Genomic DNA, 19,772 nt, shown 5'->3' with positions numbered 1-19,772 from the left:
AAAATGAAAGCAGTAATGATAGTATATAATCACGGAATTACGGAAGAAGTAGACGAAAGTCTGGAAAAGCTTTCAATACGTGGATTTACACGCTTTATTAACGTGCATGGTCAGGGCTCGGATAAAGGCGAGCCCCACCTTGGCACACATATCTGGCCCAGTCAAAATGCCGTTGTCTTAACAGTTATTGAAGACAGCAAAGTTGAGCCATTGCTCGAGGAAGTAAAAAAAATAAATAAAGAAGCGGAAGAACAGGGTATTCATGCATTTGTGTGGAACATCGAAAAAATGGTTTGACTAACGATGAAATTCTAAGGTAAAAGAGGAGATTATTTATGCATAGCATAGAAACAATCAAACTCTGGGAATCGTTTCGGTTCGGAGTCAGAGAGGCGTTACTGAGTCTTTCAGCTACAGCAGCCCTCTCTCTCTTCGTAGCGTGGGTTTATTATGTTACCCATAGAAAGAAAGGTTACAGCAAGGAATTCATTCAAACGCTCGTATTTATCAGTACAGTTGTCTCCTCGATTATGCTTGTAATCGGTAATAATCTGGCTGGAGCTTTTGGACTGATCGGTGCTGTGTCGATTATTCGCTTCCGTACAAAAGTCAAAAATCCACAGGATACCGCTTATATCTTTTTCGTAGTGGCTATCGGAGTTGCTTGCGGTTTTAAATACTATTATGTTGCTCTGGCATCTACTCTCTTTATAGGTACACTCCTTATTATCTTTTCTAAACTTAACCTGGTTGAAAAAGAAGTTGCCCCTAAATCCCACATACTCAGAATTCTTGTAAATGATTTAAATGAAGGCAAAACAACGATTGAAAAATTGCTGGATAGAGAAGTGGAATGGTGGGATATTTATCAGCTCAAAACCGATAAGTACGATAAACTCGTGGTCGACTATGTGGTCAATTTGAAGAGCAGCACCCCCGTTAAAGTATTTCTCGATTTCATTTTTAATAATGCCGAAAACCTTTTTACAGTTCTGGAATTTAAAGATGCGTAAACTTTCATTTGTCTTTTTTCCAATTCTATTTGTTCCATTTATTCTTTATCCTCAAAAGAAGGTGGAGTACAACGGTTATTTTGAAATAGGTGGAAAAGCAGAGTACAATGGAATTTATATCGAAAGCTATTACAAAGCTAAGATGGAGTTTGAATATAAAATTAACAATAATACGAAAGTAGAAGTCGATATTAGAGGAAATTCAGAAGATAGAGAAATTATACTTTATAAAGCCTCGGCAGAATTTGAATTGCTGGAAAACCTCGAACTCGAAATCGGTGATTTAAAGAAAAGATTTGGATACGAGGAGTGGACTTCTCGTGAAAAACTTCCAACAATAAGACGCAGTATCGTTAATCGTTATCTCGAACCGCTGGGATACGTAAATCGTGAACCGGGAATCCATATTGAATGGGAAAAGGAAGATTTTTTATTGTCGGGTGGCGTCCATTACAACGAGTCGCATACTGCCAGTTATGTAATTAAAGCCGTTAAAAAATCACTCTGGTCTTTAGACGGCGCATTTGCAAATCTACAGATAATTCGAACTCGCGATACTGAAATTCCCAATGCAACCGCATTTAATGCTGGAATTTTCGATACGATAGCGGGAATTGCGTCGGTCCTTGAGTTTTATTACGGTTTGGATCCAATTGAATCACACTACAGCGCATTAAGTGGTTGCGATAACGATGTTTATCTCGGCGCTGCAAGATTTATCACATCAAAAGTATTTCGGTTCAATGGAAAAATTCTCACTGGTTTTGAACCAGTTCTTTCAGGAGCCTTGCTTGTGAATAATACAGATTTTATGGACGTAAACAAAATCCAGCTACTGCTGGGATGTAATTTTTATTTTAACGATAGTGCGCGATTAATGATAAACGGTGATCTAATAACAAATAATTGTCTTTATAATAAATCAAAACGATCGTTAACGGATAGCAATGTTATGATTCAGCTGCAAGTGAGATGGTAAAAATGAGAAGTAAGTATCTACCTCTTTTTTTGCTCTCGATAATAATTGTATCGTGCGATTTTATTACTGAGCCACCAGTTGTTCAAAATTATGATCTTCCTGTTTACATTTTAGAAATGTCAGAAGAGAACTATGGGCTCCTAAAGAAAAATGCATATTCGGATCTCAAAGTTACAGCCCGATTAAATGTTAATGGCAAAGAACAAAGAGTTAAGATAAGGCATCAGGGATTTAGTTCACGAGGCAATTTTAAAAAAAACTATCGAATATTTTATGAAGAAGGATGCGACCCTTATTTTGGATGTTCGGAAGTTATATTGAATTCACAAGCCATTGATCCTTCAACGATGAGATCGTTCCTTGCAATTGAAATCTTCAAACATACTGACCTGCTTACTTTTAAAGTTCAACCGGTTGTTCTTTACATCAATAATACCTACGAAGGGCTCTATTATTTAATAGAACCAATTGACGAAACTTTTTTTATCAAGAGGAATATTAAAACGTCGGAATTATACAAAGCTTACAACGGATTTGCATTCTTTAACTACGATGATTTACCAGATGTGCGGAAAGGCTATGAAAAAAAATTCCCAGATGACAAAAATTATCACACGCTTGAAAAGTTGATTTCAATTACGAGCTCCACCGGAGACAATTTCCCGGAAGAACTTGAGAAGATATTTGATGTGGATAAATTTTTACAATACTGGGCTGTAACGGTTCTTATTTGTAACTGGGACGGTGTGATTCATAATTTTTGTTTAAGACGGGACGCCGTTACAAATAAATTTGAAATTGTACCGTGGGATCTCGACAGAACCTTCATGTGGGAGAATGACAGAACTGCTTTCCCGGGAAACAATTATCTAATTCAAGAACTTATGAACTATCCTCACTACAGAAAACTGTATAAAGATCATTTCAACCGACTACTTGACAAAGCATTCAATACCTCAATTTTAAACCCTAAAATCGATTCGATGAAAGCCGTTATTTATCAGGCTTATAATAACGACAGGTGGCTGAAAGCAAATAATTTTGACATTGACATAGAATCTGAAAATCTTAAGCTGTTTATCGAAAGAAGAATTGATTATATAAAAAATCAATTGGAAAATTTTAACTGAACGCCGAATAGACTATCTTTGTAATCAAATATTTAGAGGAGTAAATGAAGTATTCAGCGATTGTTTTTGACCTCGGTAATGTACTGATTCCATTTGATTATAATAAAGCAGTTGAAAAAATTAATAAAATTAAAGATGGTCTGGGTAATAAATTTGCTCAGCTTTATGCAGATAATTACGAGTTTCACAGAGATTTTGAAAGGGGAAAAATTAGTCGCGATAATTTTCTGGATAAAATGTACGAATGGCTGGAGGGCAAAGTCGACCGTGAAGAATTTTGCAGAATCTTTTCGGACATTTTTACAACGAATGATAACGTCATAAAATTGCTACCCCTGTTGAAAAAAAATTACAAGCTTTTTCTTCTTTCCAACACCAACGAAATTCATGAGGAATATGGATATTCTCATTACGAATTTCTGAAATATTTCGATAAACTTTTTCTTTCGCACAAAGTTGGAGCGGTAAAGCCCGAAGAAAAGATTTACCGAGCGGTAGAGTCGTACACCGGGGTGCCTTCTCCAGAGCACCTTTTTATAGACGATATTCAGGAATATGTTGACGGAGCCAAAAGGTGCGGATGGGACGCCATTAGGTATACCGATTATAATTCTTTGGTTAATGAACTGAATACACGAAATATTAATCTCGACGGTTTATCCTGAAATCCATTTTTTCCAGATATCGGGTCGATATCCAAGCGTTACTTCGTTTCCGTTCCTGACTATTGGTGTTTTTAAAAGCAGCGGGTCGTTCAGCAATTCTTCTTCGATATCGTAAACCATATATTCGAGATTTCTTTTTTTATATTGTTTGCCTTCCCTGTCGATTAAATTATCAATATTAATTTTTCGGGTAATATTTCCCAGCTCTCCTTTTGTCAGTCCTTTCTCGGTTAGATCTCTGAAATGATATTTAACACCTCTTTCTTTAAAGAATCGTTCGGCTTTTTTTGTATCGTTGCATTTTTTTGTACCAATGATTTGTATGTTCATGCTATTCCCTTCCTCAAACGATTAATCTTGGTTGCCAATTTGCAAAGTGATATTTTAAAAGCACTGAAAATTAATTAATGACGGAGTAACAATGAATCTAAAAAAATTTTTTCTAATAAGTATTATAGGAATTTCACTTATGAATTGCACTACCGAAAAGAAAGATGACTTTAAATATGTTGCCGAGCAATTTGCCGATTTGAGAATTCAAAGATATAAAATTGATAATTTCGACAAACTGACTCTTCAACAGAAAAAACTTGTTTACTATCTCTATCAGGCTGCTCTGGCAGGAAGAGATATTATTTGGGACCAGAATTACAAACATAATCTTTACATCAGAAGGACTCTCGAGGGAATAGTAAAAACTTACAATGGCGACAGGAACGACCCTCAGTTTGCAAAATTTATGGAATACACGAAACGCGTCTGGTTTTCTAATGGTATACATCATCATTATTCCAATAAAAAATTTCAACCTGAATTTTCAAAGGAATACTTTGCAAAACTTGTAAGAGGTTCGGACGAGTGGGAACTTCCGCTACAAAATAATGAAAGTGTAGACGACCTCATTGACAAACTAACGCCTATTTTATTCGACCCGAATGTATCGCCAATTAAAGTAAACCAGGACCCAAATGCCGATCTGATTCAAACCTCCGCAGTAAATTTTTACGAAGGAGTAACTCAAAAAGAAGCAGAAGATTTTTACAAGAGTCTTGCTGATCCAGAAGATGTACGACCTGTTTCATACGGACTAAATTCCAAGCTTTTTAAAGAGAACGGTAAAATATTTGAACGTACATGGCGCTATAAAGGAATGTATCATCTGGCGATCGACAAAATTACTTTCTGGCTTGAAAAGGCGAAAGAAGTAGCAGAAAACGAACAGCAGAAAAAAACTATCGATCTTTTAATTAAATACTATGTGACGGGCAATCTAAAGTTATGGGATCAGTATAATATTGAGTGGATAAAAGATACAAATTCGGTTGTCGACTTTATTAATGGATTCATCGAAACATATAACGACCCACTCGGTTACAAAGCTAATTTCGAGTCGGTAGTTTCCTTTAAAGATTTCGAAGCAACAAAAAGAATTAAAGCAATTAGCAACAATGCACAATGGTTTGAAGACAATTCGCCCATAATGCCCGAGCATAAAAAGAAAAATGTCAAAGGGATATCTGCAAAAGTAATTACGGTGGTTGTGGAATCGGGAGATGCTTCCCCTTCGACCCCAATAGGAATTAATCTTCCCAATGCTAACTGGATTAGAAAAGAATACGGTTCGAAGTCTGTCAACCTCGGAAACATAGTTCATTCATACAACAAAGCTTCTGAAAGTAGCGGATTAATCGAAGAATTTGCCGCCACGCAAGAGGAAATTGAACGTGCCAAAAAATATGGCGCACTTGCAAGCGATCTTCATACCGACATGCATGAGGTGATAGGACATGCATCTGGACAATTGAATCCCGGCGTAGGTCAGCCGAATGAAACGTTGAAAAATTATGCATCTGTTCTTGAAGAAGCTCGAGCAGACCTTGTGGCTCTCTATTACATCATGGATCCGAAACTTGTTGAAATCGGTGTGATGCCTTCTCTCGAGGTCGGTAAAGCCGAATACGATAGTTATATTAGAAATGGATTGATGACCCAGCTTGCTCGAGTCCAACTCGGAGACGACATCGAACAGGCTCATATGAGAAACCGACAGCTCGTTTCTAGATGGGTATACGAAAAAGGAATAAGTGAAAATGTGATAGAAAAGAAAATAATAAACGGAAAAACTTATTTTGTTATTAACGATTATCAGAAGTTACGTAAATTATTCGGCGAACTTTTAAGAGAAATACAAAGAATTAAATCAGAAGGCGATTACGAAGCAGGCAAAAATCTCGTGGAAAACTACGGCGTTAAAGTTGATAGAAAACTCCATGAAGAAGTTCTGGAACGCTATAAAAAACTTAATATTGCGCCCTATGCCGGCTTTATTAATCCCGTACTGATACCAGTAATGAACGGGGACGAAATTATTGATGTGAAAGTTGAATATCCAGAAGACTTTACAGAACAGATGCTCTATTACGCAAAAGAATATTCGTTTTTACCCACATACAACTAATCTGATAAGAAAAAGTGAGAGGGAGATGCTCAAAATCTCCCTCAACTTTTTCTCGAATCACTTCATATAAACAAGTTTAATCGACTTCTTGAATGCACCTCCTGAAACAGTAAAGATATAAACGCCTGATGAAAGCTGCTCCCCTTCGTCGTTCTTTCCGTCCCAGTAAAGATTAATGATATTTGAATTGTTCGGAGTATACTCAAAAGTTTTAACTTCCTGTCCAAGTAAATTGTAAATCTTAATCTTAATATTTTCTTTGACTGCCTCGGCAGGCAGAGTAACAGTTATATTTACCTGAGAATTGAATGGATTTGGGTAGGCTTTTATTCTGAATTCTGCTGGCAGTTCGTCCTCTTCGTCAACAGAGATAATGCCTCCGTCGTTACCTTCACCTTGCTGTCCCTGAACACATTCAATACATACTGTATCACCTGGTTCCAGACATAAAAACGACGTATAGGTAGACAATACATGATATTTTGTACTTAAATCGATCAGTTCAAGTATCTCTTTATTTGTTAAATATCCATTTTCAAGATTGTCGATATACCATCCCGTCCACATCTGAGCTGTAGTGCTGTCGGCATTGGAAATTTCGCTTTCGTCAATATTCAAAGTCGACGTAAATGGTTGGGCATCATAAATTCCAGAGGCTTTTATTGTAAAAGGGAACGTACCGATAAATTTGCCTATTTGTATAATTGGTTCACTTATGTTTACTGAAGTCTCGGCGTTTTTTAAGTTGAGCCTGCTAAAACAAAAGCCTGATGCGAGAGTGGTGTAAAGGTCGAATGAAGTTATCATTCCTTTTAGTTGCTGGAAGAGTTCGTTCATTGTTGCAAGTGGGTTGTCGTTAAATCTTTTGTAATCCCCACCGGTTAGTCTAGATAGATTGGTGTAAAAGTATTCATTGCCCAGATACGACCTGTTGCCGAAATAATAGTAGTAGTAATTATTGTTGTTGAAATCGAAAATGTATGTGGGTGGTAAGGAAGAATAATATGTTTGCAGGTCTTTCATAAGCTGGTTAGCCTGCTCGAAACTGCCAAACTGATCTGAAGAAGCCAGCAGGTAAACCACAGCGCTGTCGTTGTTATTCTGGAGAAAGCCGTAACCGTCACTTAATAATGTAGCTAAGTTGCTGTATGAAGAAAGATTATTGTCTTTAAAATTTTTCAGAACCGAATTAATTGAATTCGAATCCGCATTAATCCAATTATCATTCAATCTTTGAGTTCCAAGCATCGAATAAAAGATATTGAATTGATCGTTTTCGTTAAAATTCATTTTTATCAATGTTTTTAAATTATCTACGATGTCGTCTTTCGATAAAGTAGTTTTCCGTACATCGTAATCGATAAGGAATAATACTTTGCTTTTCTTTTTCTCGATAATTGTGTTTCCGGGAAAAAGAGCCATTTGATAGTATCCCGTTTCACCCTCTTCGTACTTTCTGAGGTATACTCCGTTAATCATTGGATTGGGGTATTCGATGGCAAAACTCGACGGAAGATTGGATACATCCTTCATTGAAATATATCTGTAGTTTACCGGATATTCGGTACCTGACGATTCATCAAATTCTCCTTCCTTACCTGTCAATGTCGGATTTATCCATTCTTTATAATTCATAGTTGCTATTTCAAGCGCTTTAACTGGTTTGTTTGCTGAATTCAAAATGTAGTAGGGCAGTGGAATTCGGGTTTTTTCCGTGTACCAACTATTGGGCACCAGATACTGAATTTTGAATTTTCTGAAAGACTTTGGGAAAAGGGGATAGATGCGCAATTCGTAATAGTTGTTTAAGTGCTTGTACAATATTGCGGGATCGCGTCGGCGATTGACGATATTTTCATAAATTGTGGAGGCCGTCCATGTATCGAGCAGAAGTCCTTTACTAATTTCTTCTCCTACCCACAGCCACAGGTCGGTTACTACACTTCCTTCTGGCAATGAAAAACTAAGTACAATTTCGAGCTGCTTGTTGTTACTTAAATAGGTATCGGTAGTAGCGACTTCAAGAATGAGATCGATCTTACTGAAAACGCCCGCCGGCGTAACAACTATCTGGGCCTTGTTGATTATCGGGTTGTAATGACCCCACTCGTGCGGATCGTTAATTGATAAATAAGAAGTCTGAGCATTGATAGATAGCGTTAGTACAAATAGAACGAAATTAAATGTAAATTTTTTTAACATGATGCCCTCTTTAATTATTACATAAAAAATTTATATTACCAATAATTGTTCCAGTTGTTAATAAATATTAAAGCAGTTTTACTGACTTTTTGAAAATGGGAAGCGCAATATTTTCGTAATACTGAAAATATTTCGTGTAATGAAAATATTTTGAAATTTATTTACTATTTTATTGGCATGGATATAAGATTAGTAGTTTTCGATCTCGACGGTACGCTTGTAAGTTCACACAAAACTATCTATGCGGCTACTGTTGATACTTTTAACCGCCTTGGTATTGAACATAATTTGACGGAAGAAAAATTTTATCCGCGAATTGGTCTTCATTTCGAAGATATTTTCGAAGAGTTTGGAATTGAAGTAGCTGACTTCAAAGAATTTATTGGGGTTTATAAATCGATATATTTCGACTATATAAATTATTCCGAGCTTTATGAAGGTGTGAAAAGCCTGCTTGTTGAATTAAAGAAAAGTGAAATCAAGCTCGCTCTTTTGACCACCAAATCGCAGGAACAGGCAGAACTGATTTTGAAGCATTTTGATATCGATTCGGAATTTGATTTTATAATGGGTCGTCGACCTGGTTTTGAGCATAAACCTTCGCCTCAGCCGCTTCTTTTTATTTGCGAAAGCTTAAAGATTATTCCGTCCCATACTTTAATGGTAGGCGATACCGAACTCGACATTATGTGTGCAAAAAACGCAGGCGCTAAATCGTGTGCAGTTACGTACGGTTATCGTTCTGCAGAAGACTTGAGAAGACTCGATCCCGAACTGATTGTCAATTCGCTCGATGAACTCAGATTGAGACTTAACGGAAAAATAAAATGAAATCAATTATTCTTCGTTTCTACGAAGAACTAAATGATTTTCTGTCGCCCTCTAAAAGAAAAGTTCCATTTGAATATCAGTTTTACGGAAACCCATCGATCAAAGATGTAATCGAGAGTTGCGGAGTACCACATACTGAAGTCGACCTGATAATTGTAAACGGCAATTCGGTTGGTTTCGACTATCGAATAAATAACGGCGATTATATTTCAGTATATCCAGTATTCGAATCGATTGATATTAATCCCGTACAAAAATTAAGGCCTGAGCCACTGAGAAATCCAGCTTTCATTCTCGATGTGCATCTGGGTACACTTGCGCGTTATCTCAGAATGTGTGGTTTCGATTCAATCTACAGAAATGATTTTACTGACCAGGAAATAATTGATATATCCACACGGGAAAAAAGATGTATACTTACCCGCGATGTCGGTATACTAAAAAACAATAAAGTTCTCAGAGGTTACTGGATTAGAAATCAAGTACCGGTCAAACAACTTAAAGAAGTAATTGAAAGATTCGACCTCGCCAATGCGATAAAACCTTTTTCTCTTTGCATCAATTGCAATATAAAACTATATAAAATAGAGAAAGAAAATATTGAGAACTTACTGCCTCCTAAAGTAAAAAAAATACATACTGAGTTTTACCGCTGCCCGAATTGCAAAAAAATTTATTGGAAAGGCACGCATTACAAAAGTATGACCAATCTTATTCGTCTGGTTCAGAACAAAGAAAAACAATGACGGTCTTTTTCTAAATTGTCTTTAAATTATATATTTCACTAAAAGGAGTAATCAATTATGAATTATAGATTGAGTGAAATATTTATTTATCCTTTCAAGTCGCTGGGAGGAATTTCTGTTAAAACTGCTGAGGTTACCGACAGAGGACTTAAGTACGACAGACGATTCATGCTCGTCGACGGCAAAGGCAATTTCCTTACTCAAAGAAAATTGCCGATTATGGCTTTAATAAAACCAGAAATTATTGAATCTGGTTTTCGTCTCAGATATATGAAAGATAACAGAACATTCGAAATACCATTTAGTCCAGAAGCCCACGAAAGTCTAAAAGTGAAAATCTGGGATGACGAAGTAGCAGCCTTTCTGGTTTCGAAGGAAGCCGATAGATGGTTCGGCGAAATTCTAAATGTCGATTGTCGGCTTGTTTTCATGGATGAGTGTGTAAAAAGGTACGTGGATAAAAAATATGCCACTCGAAATGAACTTGTAAGTTTTGCCGACGGATTTCCGTTTTTGATCATTGGCGAAGAATCACTGAGCGATTTAAATTCCCGCATGAAAGTAAAAATTCCGATGAATCGTTTTCGTCCCAATTTTGTTTTTAAAGGAGGCGCACCGTACGATGAAGATAAGTGGGAATCTTTTCTTTTGAATGGAATCAAATTTTATGTAGTAAAGCCGTGCTCGCGTTGCGTGATTACAACCGTCGACCAGACGAATGGTGCAAAAAGTGAAGAACCGCTCAAAACTCTTTCTCTTTATCGCAAAGAGGGTAATAAAATATTTTTTGGACAAAATTTATTGCACGAAGGAACCGGAATCGTTGAAACAGGTTCACTCGTAACAATAACAAAATGGAAATAAGTTTTGTAATGGAGTGAATATGGAAAAGTTAAAAGCATTTTTCAAAACCACGTTCTTCGGTGGATTTCTAATTGTATTGCCGGTTATCCTTTTGATTTTTGTACTCGATTGGTTCTTCAATTTTTTAACCGACGAAATAAGACCGGTTACAAACATCCTGGTGGAAACAGCGAGACTTAACGAACTGATTGCGTCGGTGGTAGCAATCTTGATAATCCTGCTCGTCTTTTTTTTAGTGGGTTTGCTCGTAAGGACTAATCTTGGTAGTTATCTGATCGGATTTCTGGAGGAGAAAATTTTAAAACGTGTTCCGCTCTATAAAATCATAAAAGATACAGTAATAAATCTATTTGGCGACGAAAAATTGATTTTCAAGGGCGTAGCATTGGTCAAGCCATTTGGCAACGATACGATGGTAACGGCTTTTATTACCGACGAAAGTTTAGAAGGTTACACAACTGTATTCATACCATCGGCGCCAGCTCCGACGGGAGGATATATCTATCATATCAAAAATGAATTTGTTGTTAAACTTGACTATCCGGTTGAGCAGGCAATGCGAACGGTTTTGAGTCTTGGCGGTGGCACGGGTCAGATGCTCTCTGCTATGATAGAGAAGAAGTCATAGTTCGACTTTGTGACGGGTCTGACCTTCACCGATAACAACAAATTTTCTGGTTGTTAATGCTTCGAGTCCCATCGGTCCATAAGCATGAAGTTTAGAAGTTGAAATTCCGATTTCAGCACCCAGCCCCAGCTCTCCGCCGTCGGCAAAGCGGGAAGAAGCATTGACCATCACACTAGAAGAATCGACGTCTCTAATGAATTTATGAGCGGTAAAAATATTTCCCGTTGCAATCACGTCCGTGTGGTTGGAACCATATTTTGTAATATGCTCTACGGCTTCTTCATAACTGTCGACAACTTTTACTGCTATAATTAAATCGAGATACTCGGCGTAGTAGTCTTCTTCCGTAGCTGGAATTGCATCGGGAACATATTCAATTGTCTTATCACATCCGCGAACTTCGACATTCTTCTTTTTTAAGACAGAAGCAGCTTTGGGTAAGAATTCAGCAGCTATATCTTTATGGACGAGCAATGTTTCAAGAGCATTACAAACCGCAGGTCTGGAAGTTTTTCCGTCGATTAAAAGGTTTAAAGCAAGTAACGTGTCTGCGTCCTTGTCAACATAAAGATGACAAACACCCTTGTAGTGCTTGATAACTGGTATTCTGCTATTCTCGGTAACAAATCTTATTAAACCTTCGCCACCACGCGGAATAACCAGGTCAATATATTCTTCCAGCTTCAGAAGTTCTTTCATTGCTTCTCTATCTGTAGTGGGGATGAAAGTAATTATATCTGGATTAACCCCGACTTTTCCAATTCCCTCTTTGAGAGCTTCGACAATTGCGATATTGGAGTTAAAAGCTTCTGAACCACCTCGCAGAATAACCCCATTGCCACTTTTCAAACAAAGTACAGCAGCATCGGAAGTGACATTTGGACGGGCTTCGTAAATTATTGCAATAACTCCAAGAGGAATTCGCATAGTACCGACCTTTATTCCGTTTGGGCGTGTTTTTATATTTTCGATTGTACCTACCGGATCGTCGAGCTGTACTATTTCTTTTATTGCTTTAATCATTGAATCAAGCCGATCGTCGTTTAATTTAAGGCGGTCAAGAAGTGCGCTGCTCAATCCTTTTTCTTCTGCCGTCTTAAGGTCGGTTTTATTGGCTTCAATTATTTTTTTTCTCGATTTATCCAGACTCTCAGCCATCGAGATTAGCAATTTATTTTTTGAATTTGTGTCGAGTGTGGCGAGTTTACGGGATGCATTTTTACACTTTTGTGCGAGTTTTATCAATTCGTTTTCCAATTTTACGTACCTCTTTTTAGTTTTCAATAATTATTAATTCGTCGCGATGAACTACTTCATCCGTAATAATAAAACCAAGTATCTTTTCGATTTCGTTACTCTTATGTCCCTTAATTTTCAGTAGATCGAAGGAATTGTACTGCGTAATTCCTTTTGCAATCGGTTTGTTCGAATTGGATTTGTCGCTATAAATATCGACCGCATCGCCTTGCTTGAATTCTCCTTCAATTTTTGTTATGCCGGAAGGAAGAAGCGAAGCTCCTTTTTTCATTATAGCCAATGCAGCGCCGTTGTCTATAAAAATTTTGCCTCTTGAATTAACTGCGTGCAATAGCCAGTGCTTGCGTGCATTTATAGGCGAAGTCGTTTTTTTGAAAAGCGTGCCTCTAACTTTATTCCTGGATAAATCGTCGAACACTTCTTTCTTTGTAGCATTAATAATAATGGTGTCAATGCCGATGTTAGTCGCTTTCTGAGCTGCTTCAACTTTTGTTTTCATGCCGCCGGTGGCAATCGGGTTTTTCGACTTGCCAGCCAGACTGAAAATTTCGTCTGTGATTTTATTTACAACTGGAATTAATTTAACGTCGTTTTTTTTCTTTGGATCGGCGTTGTATAATCCATCAATGTCCGAACAGATGATTAACAGATCTGCTTCGGTCAGCATTGCCACATAGGCCGCGAGATTGTCGTTGTCGCCAACTTTTAATTCTTCTGTAGCAACAGTATCGTTTTCGTTAATGATCGGAAGCGTGCCCAGCTCAATCAATTTATTTAAAGTGTTTTTCGCATTTACAAAACGACGTCGATTGTGTATGTCGTCGTAAGTCAACAATATTTGCGAACAGGGGAAGTCAAAAAAACGGCTCCATAGCGAGATCAACATCGACTGACCAATAGCGGCCAGAGCCTGTTTTTCGGGAATGGAACGATGATTTTTTTTCGACAATGCGGGTTGAGTACTCAAACCAGCCGCTACAGCTCCCGATGATACAAGTATTATTTCTTTACCGGAATTAATTGATCTGGAAATGAATTCTGCAATCGGCAGTAAATACCGCGTTGAACATTTACCGTCTGGCGCAATAATTCCACTTCCCACTTTTATTACCGCTCTTTTCCAATTACCTAATTTTACGCTTTTCATAAATATTCGAGATTTTTATGTATAAATATACGTGATTATGTATAATAATGCATTTGTGTAAACTAACTTTTATTAATATTCATAAAAATAATGCTGAATATCGAGCATTATTACAACAGTCCATTATATCAACACGCCCCACCATTCCAGATTGTTTTGAATCGAATTCGACGGGCTTTCATCTAACTTTCTACAATGATAAAACTATCCCAATTATTTAATAAAAAAGAAAGGTAGAATCATGAATAAATTTCTTTTAATAATCGCTCTTTTGTTTTCGCTTAATCTTTTTGCACAACAGAAAAGTACACCACCTTTTCTAATAGAAAACGAAAGTAAATATACTTTCGCAGAGACAATCGATAGCTTGAATATTCTGGGAAATCAAAACGGGTGGAAGTTAGTAGCGAAACACGATCTCCAACTATCACTTAAGAAAAATGGTAAAGAAGTTTTAGCGGTCAATATCATTGAATTATGCAATCCTGAGTATTCATACGTAGTATTAAAGGAAGACATATCAAAACAAGTTTCGGCTTTAATGCCTTGTAGAATTTCGGTATATGAAAAGTCGGACGGCAGGACATACATCTCTCGAATTAACCCTGAATTTTTATCAGCTTCTTTTGACAATTCCGAAGGTTCTGTCATGGCAAAAGCCATTTCTGATATTGAAGGCATATTAAGCAGATTGCTCAAATGACGCCGAATAAAAATCATCGACGCTTATTTCTTGATAATCAATGTTATATAATTCTTTTCTAAATATACAGTTCACTTCGGATTGTAGGGCTCTTCGTAATTAATTCGTGCATTCGTGACTGTTTCCTTTCTCCTTTCTGTCGCAGTCCTATCTTAACTCCAATTTATTTATATTTGTTTTCAATTTTTTTTACTGAAATTAAGAGCGAAAAATGAAACCCAAAAATTTATCCGAAATACCAAAGGCCTACAATCCTTCAGATGCCGAAGGTAAGTGGTATAAGTACTGGTATGACCACAATCTATATCATTCGGAAGTTGATGAAAGTAAAATTCCATACACGATTGTAATTCCTCCGCCGAATATTACCGGTATTCTCCATATCGGCCACATCTTAAATAATACCTTGCAGGACATTTACATCAGATACAAAAGAATGATGGGTTTTAATGCCTGCTGGGTGCCGGGCATCGACCACGCTTCGATAGCAACGGAGGCTAAAGTTGTTGCTATGCTGAAGGAAAGAGGGATTGACAAAAAAGAACTTACAAGAGAAGAATTCTTAAGATATTGTTACGAATGGAAAGAAAAATACGGAGGAATAATTTTTCAGCAGCTGCGGAAACTTGGCGTAAGTTGTGACTGGCAGCGAGAACGTTTTACGATGGACGAACATTATTACCGAAAGGTCATAGAGGCGTTTGTCAAACTTTACAAAGAAGGGTATATCTATCGCGGTTACAGAATGGTCAATTGGGATCCGGCATCAAAATCTGCCATTTCAGATGAAGAGGTTTTCTACAAAGAAGTAAATGGAAATCTATGGCATATTAAGTATCCCGTCAAAGAGGCGGATGATTATTTAATTGTTGCCACAACTCGACCCGAAACAATGCTGGGCGATACAGCTGTGGCAGTTAATCCGAACGACGAGCGCTATAAACATTTAATTGGCAAAACGGTAATTCTTCCAATTGTTGGAAGGGAAATTCCCGTTATTGCCGACGAATATGTCGACGTTGAATTTGGTACAGGCGCCGTTAAAGTAACTCCCGCACACGATATAAACGACTATGAGATGGGATTACGCCACAATCTACAGATAATCAATATTTTCAATGAAGATGCATCGACCAACGAGAATGTACCCGAAGAATTTAGAAATCTCGACAGATACGACGCGCGAAAAAAAGTTGTCAATAGACTGGAAGAACTCGGATTCCTCTTGAAAGTGGAGGATTATACGCACAAAGTCGGTTATTCCCAGCGTGGTAATGTTCCAATCGAGCCTTATCTATCAGAACAGTGGTTCATGAAAATGGACGAACTGGCTAAGCCCGCTCTGAAAGCGGTTCTAAACGGCGAAATTAAATTTCATCCTGAACATTGGGTAAAAACTTACGAACACTGGATGACAAATATTCGCGACTGGTGTATTTCCCGTCAATTATGGTGGGGTCATCGCATTCCCGTATGGTATCACAAAAAGACAGGTGAAATTTATTGCGAAGTAGAACCTCCGACTGACATCGAAAATTGGACTCAGGACGAAGATGTGCTGGATACGTGGGCTTCGAGCTGGCTGTGGGCACAGGACGTTTTTACAAACGAACGCGACCAGAAGTATTACTACCCGACAGATTTACTGGTAACTGCACCCGATATAATCTTTTTCTGGGTGGCACGTATGATTATTGCCGGCATGCATTTTATGAATGATATTCCTTTTAAAGACGTCTATTTTACAAGCACAGTGCGCGACACTCAGGGAAGAAAAATGAGTAAATCACTCGGCAACTCGCCCGACCCGCTCGACTTAATTGAAGAATACGGTGCCGACGCTCTTAGATTTACAATGACATACATTTCTCCACTGGGACAGGATGTTCACTTCAGCAACGAGATGGTTGAAATCGGCAGAAATTTTGCAAATAAAATCTGGAATGCAGGCAGATTTCTTTTGATGAATGCCCAGAATATCGAGATTAATTCTGAATTGGTAGATAAGCATATCGATTTTACAGATAGATGGATTATTTCGAGATTTAATCGTACACTCAAGGAATTTACAGACGCTATCGATAATTTTGAAGTTAATGCCGCATCGAAAATTTTGTATTCGTACGTATGGAATGATTTCTGCGATTGGTATGTGGAGCTGTCGAAAGAACGACTCTACAAAGGCTCCGATGAAGAAAAATCGGCAGTGCTTACGCGCGCACTCAAACTCTACGAAGAAATGCTAAAAATGGTCCATCCTTTTATGCCGTTCATTACCGAAGAGATATGGCAATTAATCGACGAAAGAAAAGCAGGGGAAAGTATTTCGATCGAGAAGTTCCCTCAATTCGAAGAAAGCAAAATCGATCCGGATGCAGAAGAAGAAACCGGATTCCTGCAGGAGATTGTGACGGCAATTAGAAACATTCGTGGCGAACTCAATATACCACCTTCGAAAAATATTAATCTCTTACTTAAAAGTTCTGAAGTAACTGAAGGACAGATAAGATACATCAAATCGCTCGTAAAAGCTGGTAAGATTGAAGTCAATCAAAACCTGGTTAAACCAAAAGCAAGCGCTTCGTCAATAGTCAAAGGCTGCGAAATTTTTGTGCCTCTGGAAGGATTGATCGATCTGGATAAAGAAAGGGTGCGCATCGAAAAAGAAATCGAAAGAATATCGAAATCGCTCGATGGTGTAAAGAAAAAATTGTCGAACGAAAGCTTCGTTTCAAAAGCTCCAACGGAAGTTGTGGAAAGAGAAAAGGCAAAACAAAAAGATTGGGAAAGCGCTCTCGATAAATTACAATCAATTTATAACGATTTGAGCAGAGACTCGTAGCAGAGTCTCTGCAATTTATAAATCATTTGAATTGCCAATTAATTTCAGACTTATTCTTTCTTTTTCGATATCTACATTTAAAATTTCTACTTCAACAATATCCCCAACATTAATAATATCGAATGGATTTTTAACAAAACGGTTTGACATCTGGGAAATATGAATTAATCCGTCGTGCTTAACACCAATGTCTACGAAAGCTCCAAAGTCGACAATATTTCGTATTGTTCCTTTGAGACGCATACCAATTTTTAGGTCTTCCATTTTCAGCACGTCGCTGCGTAAAATCGGTTTGGGTAAATCTTCACGTGGGTCCCTTCCCGGCTTTTTTAGGTTATCGATTATATCCTTCAAAGTGGGAATACCGACGCCCACCTTTTCGGCAATTTTTTCGATGCCTTTCGACTTAACATACAGGTCAATCAGATTGCCTTTTTTGCTTATTTCAGTTGCACTAATACCTGCGAGTTCCAGCAAATTTTGTACTGCACCGTAAGATTCGGGATGAATGAAAGTATTGTCCAGCGGATTATCGCCACCCAAAATTTTAAGGAATCCAGCCGATTGCTCGAAGACCTTGTCACCGATGCCTCGGATCTTTTTCAATTCTTCGCGGCTCTTAAATCTTCCGTGCTTTTCACGATAATCGATAATTCTTTTGGCTATCGGTTTTGTAAGTCCCGACACATACGACAGCAGGGAAAGACTTGCAGTGTTCAGGTCGACGCCTACATAGTTAACGCAACTTACAACAACGTCGTCGAGTTTTTTGCTCAAGTTTTTCTGGTCAACGTCGTGTTGATAAAGTCCCACACCGATCGACTTTGGATCAATTTTAACAAGTTCTGCCAGCGGGTCAAGAACTCGGCGGGCAATTGAAATATTTCCTCTTTGAGCCGCTTCGAGGTCGGGGAATTCGGACTTAGCCAGTTCTGATGCCGAATAAACTGATGCACCTGCTTCGCTTACAATCAAGTATTTTGTATCGAGCTTATTTTCCTGTATAATTTCTGCAATTAACATTTCAGTTTCACGACTGGCAGTTCCGTTACCAATTGCAATTAAATCGACCCCGTATTTTTTAATCAAATCGAGTATTACTTTCCTGGCTGCTTCGATTTTTTTCTGGGGTTCATGAGGATAGATGGTTGTGCCTTCGAGATATTTACCGGTTGTATCGATAACTGCAGCCTTGCAACCCGAAATATAACCAGGGTCGATGCCCATGATTATTTTTCCAGAGATTGGCGGTTGAAGAAGAAGCTGACGTAAATTTGTTGCAAACACTTCAATCGCATGGTTGTCGGCTTGTTCTGTTAAATAATTTCTGATTTCTCTTTCTATCGAAGGTGAAATTAGTCGAATTAGAGAATCGCTAACAGTTTCTTTTAACAGATCTTCAAATACAGTTTTGTCGAATGGTATGAATTTTTTGTAAATGATTTTTTCGACTTCCAGTCTATCGTATGAAAGAGAGACTTTCAGGAATTTTTCCCTTTCGCCTCGATTGATTGCGAGTGTTTGATATGGTTTAATATTCTTAATGTGGATTGAAAAATTGTGATAAACTTCATAGACGTCTTTTTTATTCTTGTCCCGCTCTTCGGGTTTGACTTGTGCTTTTTCCGAACTAATGATTGAATTTTCAAGAAGATATTCTCTTACGGCTTCTCTCACCTCTGCCGCATCGGAAATTCGTTCTGCAATTATATCTTTTGCGCCTTGAAGAGCTTCTTCGACTGTTTCGACTCCTTTTTCGGGATCGATATACTTCGAAGCTTCATCTTCCAGTTTACCTTTAAAGAGTGGATTGTTGAGAATAAAATCAGCCAATGGCTCCAGCCCCTTTGCAATAGCAATCGTTGCCCTCGTTTTGCGTTTGGGTCGATACGGAAGATATAGATCTTCTACTGTTTGTAGTTTAATTGCATTTCGGATTTTTTCTTCGAGTTCGGGAGTTAATTTTCCCTGTTCTTCGATACTTTTTAATACAGTTTGTTTTCGTTCTTCGAGTAGGTTATAGTAGTTATATTTTTCTTCGATAAGTCGAAGTTGAGTTTCGTCGAGTCCTCCTGTTCTTTCTTTACGATATCGAGCTATAAATGGAACGGTAGAACCTTCGTTAAATAAATTAACAGAGGAAATTACCTGTTCTTTGTTAATCCCGATCTCGCGTGCAATTAGAAGAAAATAATCCATCAGTGCCTCCGAAAAATTCGAACCGTAAAACAAGAATAATAATAATTTCTTTTCAACTTGATTTTAAAGGAGAAATTATTCAATCGAGTAAAAAAAGTGTTAGGAATA

General features: G+C 37.8%; 17 protein-coding genes. 12 read left to right on the top strand and 5 right to left on the bottom strand.

Annotated elements, in window-relative coordinates; all coding sequences use genetic code 11:
- Positions 1–3: 3 nt before the first annotated feature.
- The 5 genes from ACSSV9_RS08275 to ACSSV9_RS08255 are packed head-to-tail and all read left to right on the top strand — an operon-like array spanning position 4 to position 3,787.
- Positions 4–297 carry a PG0541 family transporter-associated protein gene (locus ACSSV9_RS08275; RefSeq protein WP_437346776.1) on the top strand — a complete coding sequence of 98 codons (294 nt, stop codon included), beginning with the start codon at positions 4–6 and terminating at the stop codon, positions 295–297.
- Positions 298–335: 38 nt separating this feature from the next.
- A complete protein-coding gene (locus ACSSV9_RS08270) occupies positions 336–1,013 on the top strand; it encodes a DUF4956 domain-containing protein (RefSeq protein WP_437346775.1) in 678 nt (225 codons plus the stop codon).
- Positions 1,006–1,992 (top strand): porin, encoded by a 987-nt coding sequence (locus ACSSV9_RS08265; RefSeq protein WP_437346774.1) that lies wholly within the window; start codon positions 1,006–1,008, stop codon positions 1,990–1,992. Before ACSSV9_RS08270 ends, ACSSV9_RS08265 begins: the two co-directional genes overlap by 8 nt.
- 2 nt (positions 1,993–1,994) lie before the next feature.
- Entirely contained in the window at positions 1,995–3,122 is a 1,128-nt protein-coding gene (locus ACSSV9_RS08260) for a CotH kinase family protein (protein WP_437346773.1), read from the top strand.
- 44 nt (positions 3,123–3,166) lie between these two features.
- Positions 3,167–3,787, top strand: coding sequence for an HAD family hydrolase (locus ACSSV9_RS08255; protein WP_437346772.1), 621 nt, complete (start codon positions 3,167–3,169; stop codon positions 3,785–3,787).
- Here the strand turns inward: ACSSV9_RS08255 and ACSSV9_RS08250 are convergent.
- On the bottom strand, positions 3,779–4,117 hold the full coding sequence (locus ACSSV9_RS08250; RefSeq protein WP_437346771.1) for an arsenate reductase family protein: 339 nt from the start codon (positions 4,115–4,117) through the stop codon (positions 3,779–3,781). The two genes, ACSSV9_RS08255 and ACSSV9_RS08250, sit on opposite strands and share 9 nt — an antisense overlap.
- Positions 4,118–4,208: 91 nt before the next feature.
- Here ACSSV9_RS08250 and ACSSV9_RS08245 point away from each other — a divergent pair, with 91 nt between their 5' ends.
- Complete coding sequence (locus tag ACSSV9_RS08245; protein ID WP_437346770.1) at positions 4,209–6,245, top strand: dipeptidyl-peptidase 3 family protein; 2,037 nt, start codon at positions 4,209–4,211, stop codon at positions 6,243–6,245.
- A gap of 57 nt (positions 6,246–6,302) precedes the next feature.
- On the opposite strand, the gene ACSSV9_RS08240 is transcribed toward ACSSV9_RS08245, so the two are convergent.
- On the bottom strand, positions 6,303–8,447 hold the full coding sequence (locus tag ACSSV9_RS08240; RefSeq protein ID WP_437346769.1) for a T9SS type A sorting domain-containing protein: 2,145 nt from the start codon (positions 8,445–8,447) through the stop codon (positions 6,303–6,305).
- A 150-nt stretch (positions 8,448–8,597) separates the two neighbouring features.
- Here ACSSV9_RS08240 and ACSSV9_RS08235 point away from each other — a divergent pair, with 150 nt between their 5' ends.
- Genes ACSSV9_RS08235 through ACSSV9_RS08220 form a run of 4 tightly spaced genes read left to right on the top strand, consistent with a single transcriptional unit; the run spans position 8,598 to position 11,516 of the window.
- Positions 8,598–9,278 carry an HAD family hydrolase gene (locus ACSSV9_RS08235; RefSeq protein WP_437346768.1) on the top strand — a complete coding sequence of 227 codons (681 nt, stop codon included), beginning with the start codon at positions 8,598–8,600 and terminating at the stop codon, positions 9,276–9,278.
- Positions 9,275–10,024 (top strand): Mut7-C RNAse domain-containing protein, encoded by a 750-nt coding sequence (locus ACSSV9_RS08230; protein WP_437346767.1) that lies wholly within the window; start codon positions 9,275–9,277, stop codon positions 10,022–10,024. The genes ACSSV9_RS08235 and ACSSV9_RS08230 overlap by 4 nt, the downstream gene beginning before the upstream one ends.
- A gap of 57 nt (positions 10,025–10,081) precedes the next feature.
- A complete protein-coding gene (locus ACSSV9_RS08225) occupies positions 10,082–10,888 on the top strand; it encodes an MOSC domain-containing protein (protein WP_437346766.1) in 807 nt (268 codons plus the stop codon).
- 19 nt (positions 10,889–10,907) lie between these two features.
- Positions 10,908–11,516, top strand: coding sequence for a DUF502 domain-containing protein (locus ACSSV9_RS08220; RefSeq protein ID WP_437346765.1), 609 nt, complete (start codon positions 10,908–10,910; stop codon positions 11,514–11,516).
- Here ACSSV9_RS08220 and ACSSV9_RS08215 read toward each other — a convergent pair.
- Both ACSSV9_RS08215 and proB read right to left on the bottom strand, forming a co-directional pair.
- A complete protein-coding gene (locus tag ACSSV9_RS08215; RefSeq protein WP_437346764.1) occupies positions 11,511–12,773 on the bottom strand; it encodes a glutamate-5-semialdehyde dehydrogenase in 1,263 nt (420 codons plus the stop codon). The genes ACSSV9_RS08220 and ACSSV9_RS08215 overlap by 6 nt on opposite strands.
- Positions 12,774–12,789: 16 nt before the next feature.
- On the bottom strand, positions 12,790–13,920 hold the full coding sequence (gene proB, locus ACSSV9_RS08210) for a glutamate 5-kinase (protein WP_437346763.1): 1,131 nt from the start codon (positions 13,918–13,920) through the stop codon (positions 12,790–12,792).
- A 241-nt stretch (positions 13,921–14,161) separates the two neighbouring features.
- Between proB and ACSSV9_RS08205 the strand changes: the two genes are divergently transcribed.
- Both ACSSV9_RS08205 and ACSSV9_RS08200 read left to right on the top strand, forming a co-directional pair.
- On the top strand, positions 14,162–14,623 hold the full coding sequence (locus tag ACSSV9_RS08205) for a DUF302 domain-containing protein (RefSeq protein WP_437346762.1): 462 nt from the start codon (positions 14,162–14,164) through the stop codon (positions 14,621–14,623).
- Between the two features lie 211 nt (positions 14,624–14,834).
- Positions 14,835–17,465, top strand: a complete 2,631-nt coding sequence (locus tag ACSSV9_RS08200) for a valine--tRNA ligase (protein WP_437346761.1) — start codon at positions 14,835–14,837, stop codon at positions 17,463–17,465.
- A gap of 15 nt (positions 17,466–17,480) precedes the next feature.
- Here ACSSV9_RS08200 and ACSSV9_RS08195 read toward each other — a convergent pair whose 3' ends face one another.
- Positions 17,481–19,664: a Tex family protein gene (locus ACSSV9_RS08195; RefSeq protein ID WP_437346760.1), complete on the bottom strand. Its 2,184-nt coding sequence runs from the start codon at positions 19,662–19,664 to the stop codon at positions 17,481–17,483.
- Between the last annotated feature and the right edge of the window lie 108 nt (positions 19,665–19,772).

The organism is Melioribacter sulfuriphilus (assembly GCF_051488685.1).
Lineage (GTDB): Bacteria > Bacteroidota > Ignavibacteria > Ignavibacteriales > Melioribacteraceae > Melioribacter.
Note: the sequence above shows the minus strand (reverse complement) of the source record. Positions and strands in the feature narration are given on the sequence as shown.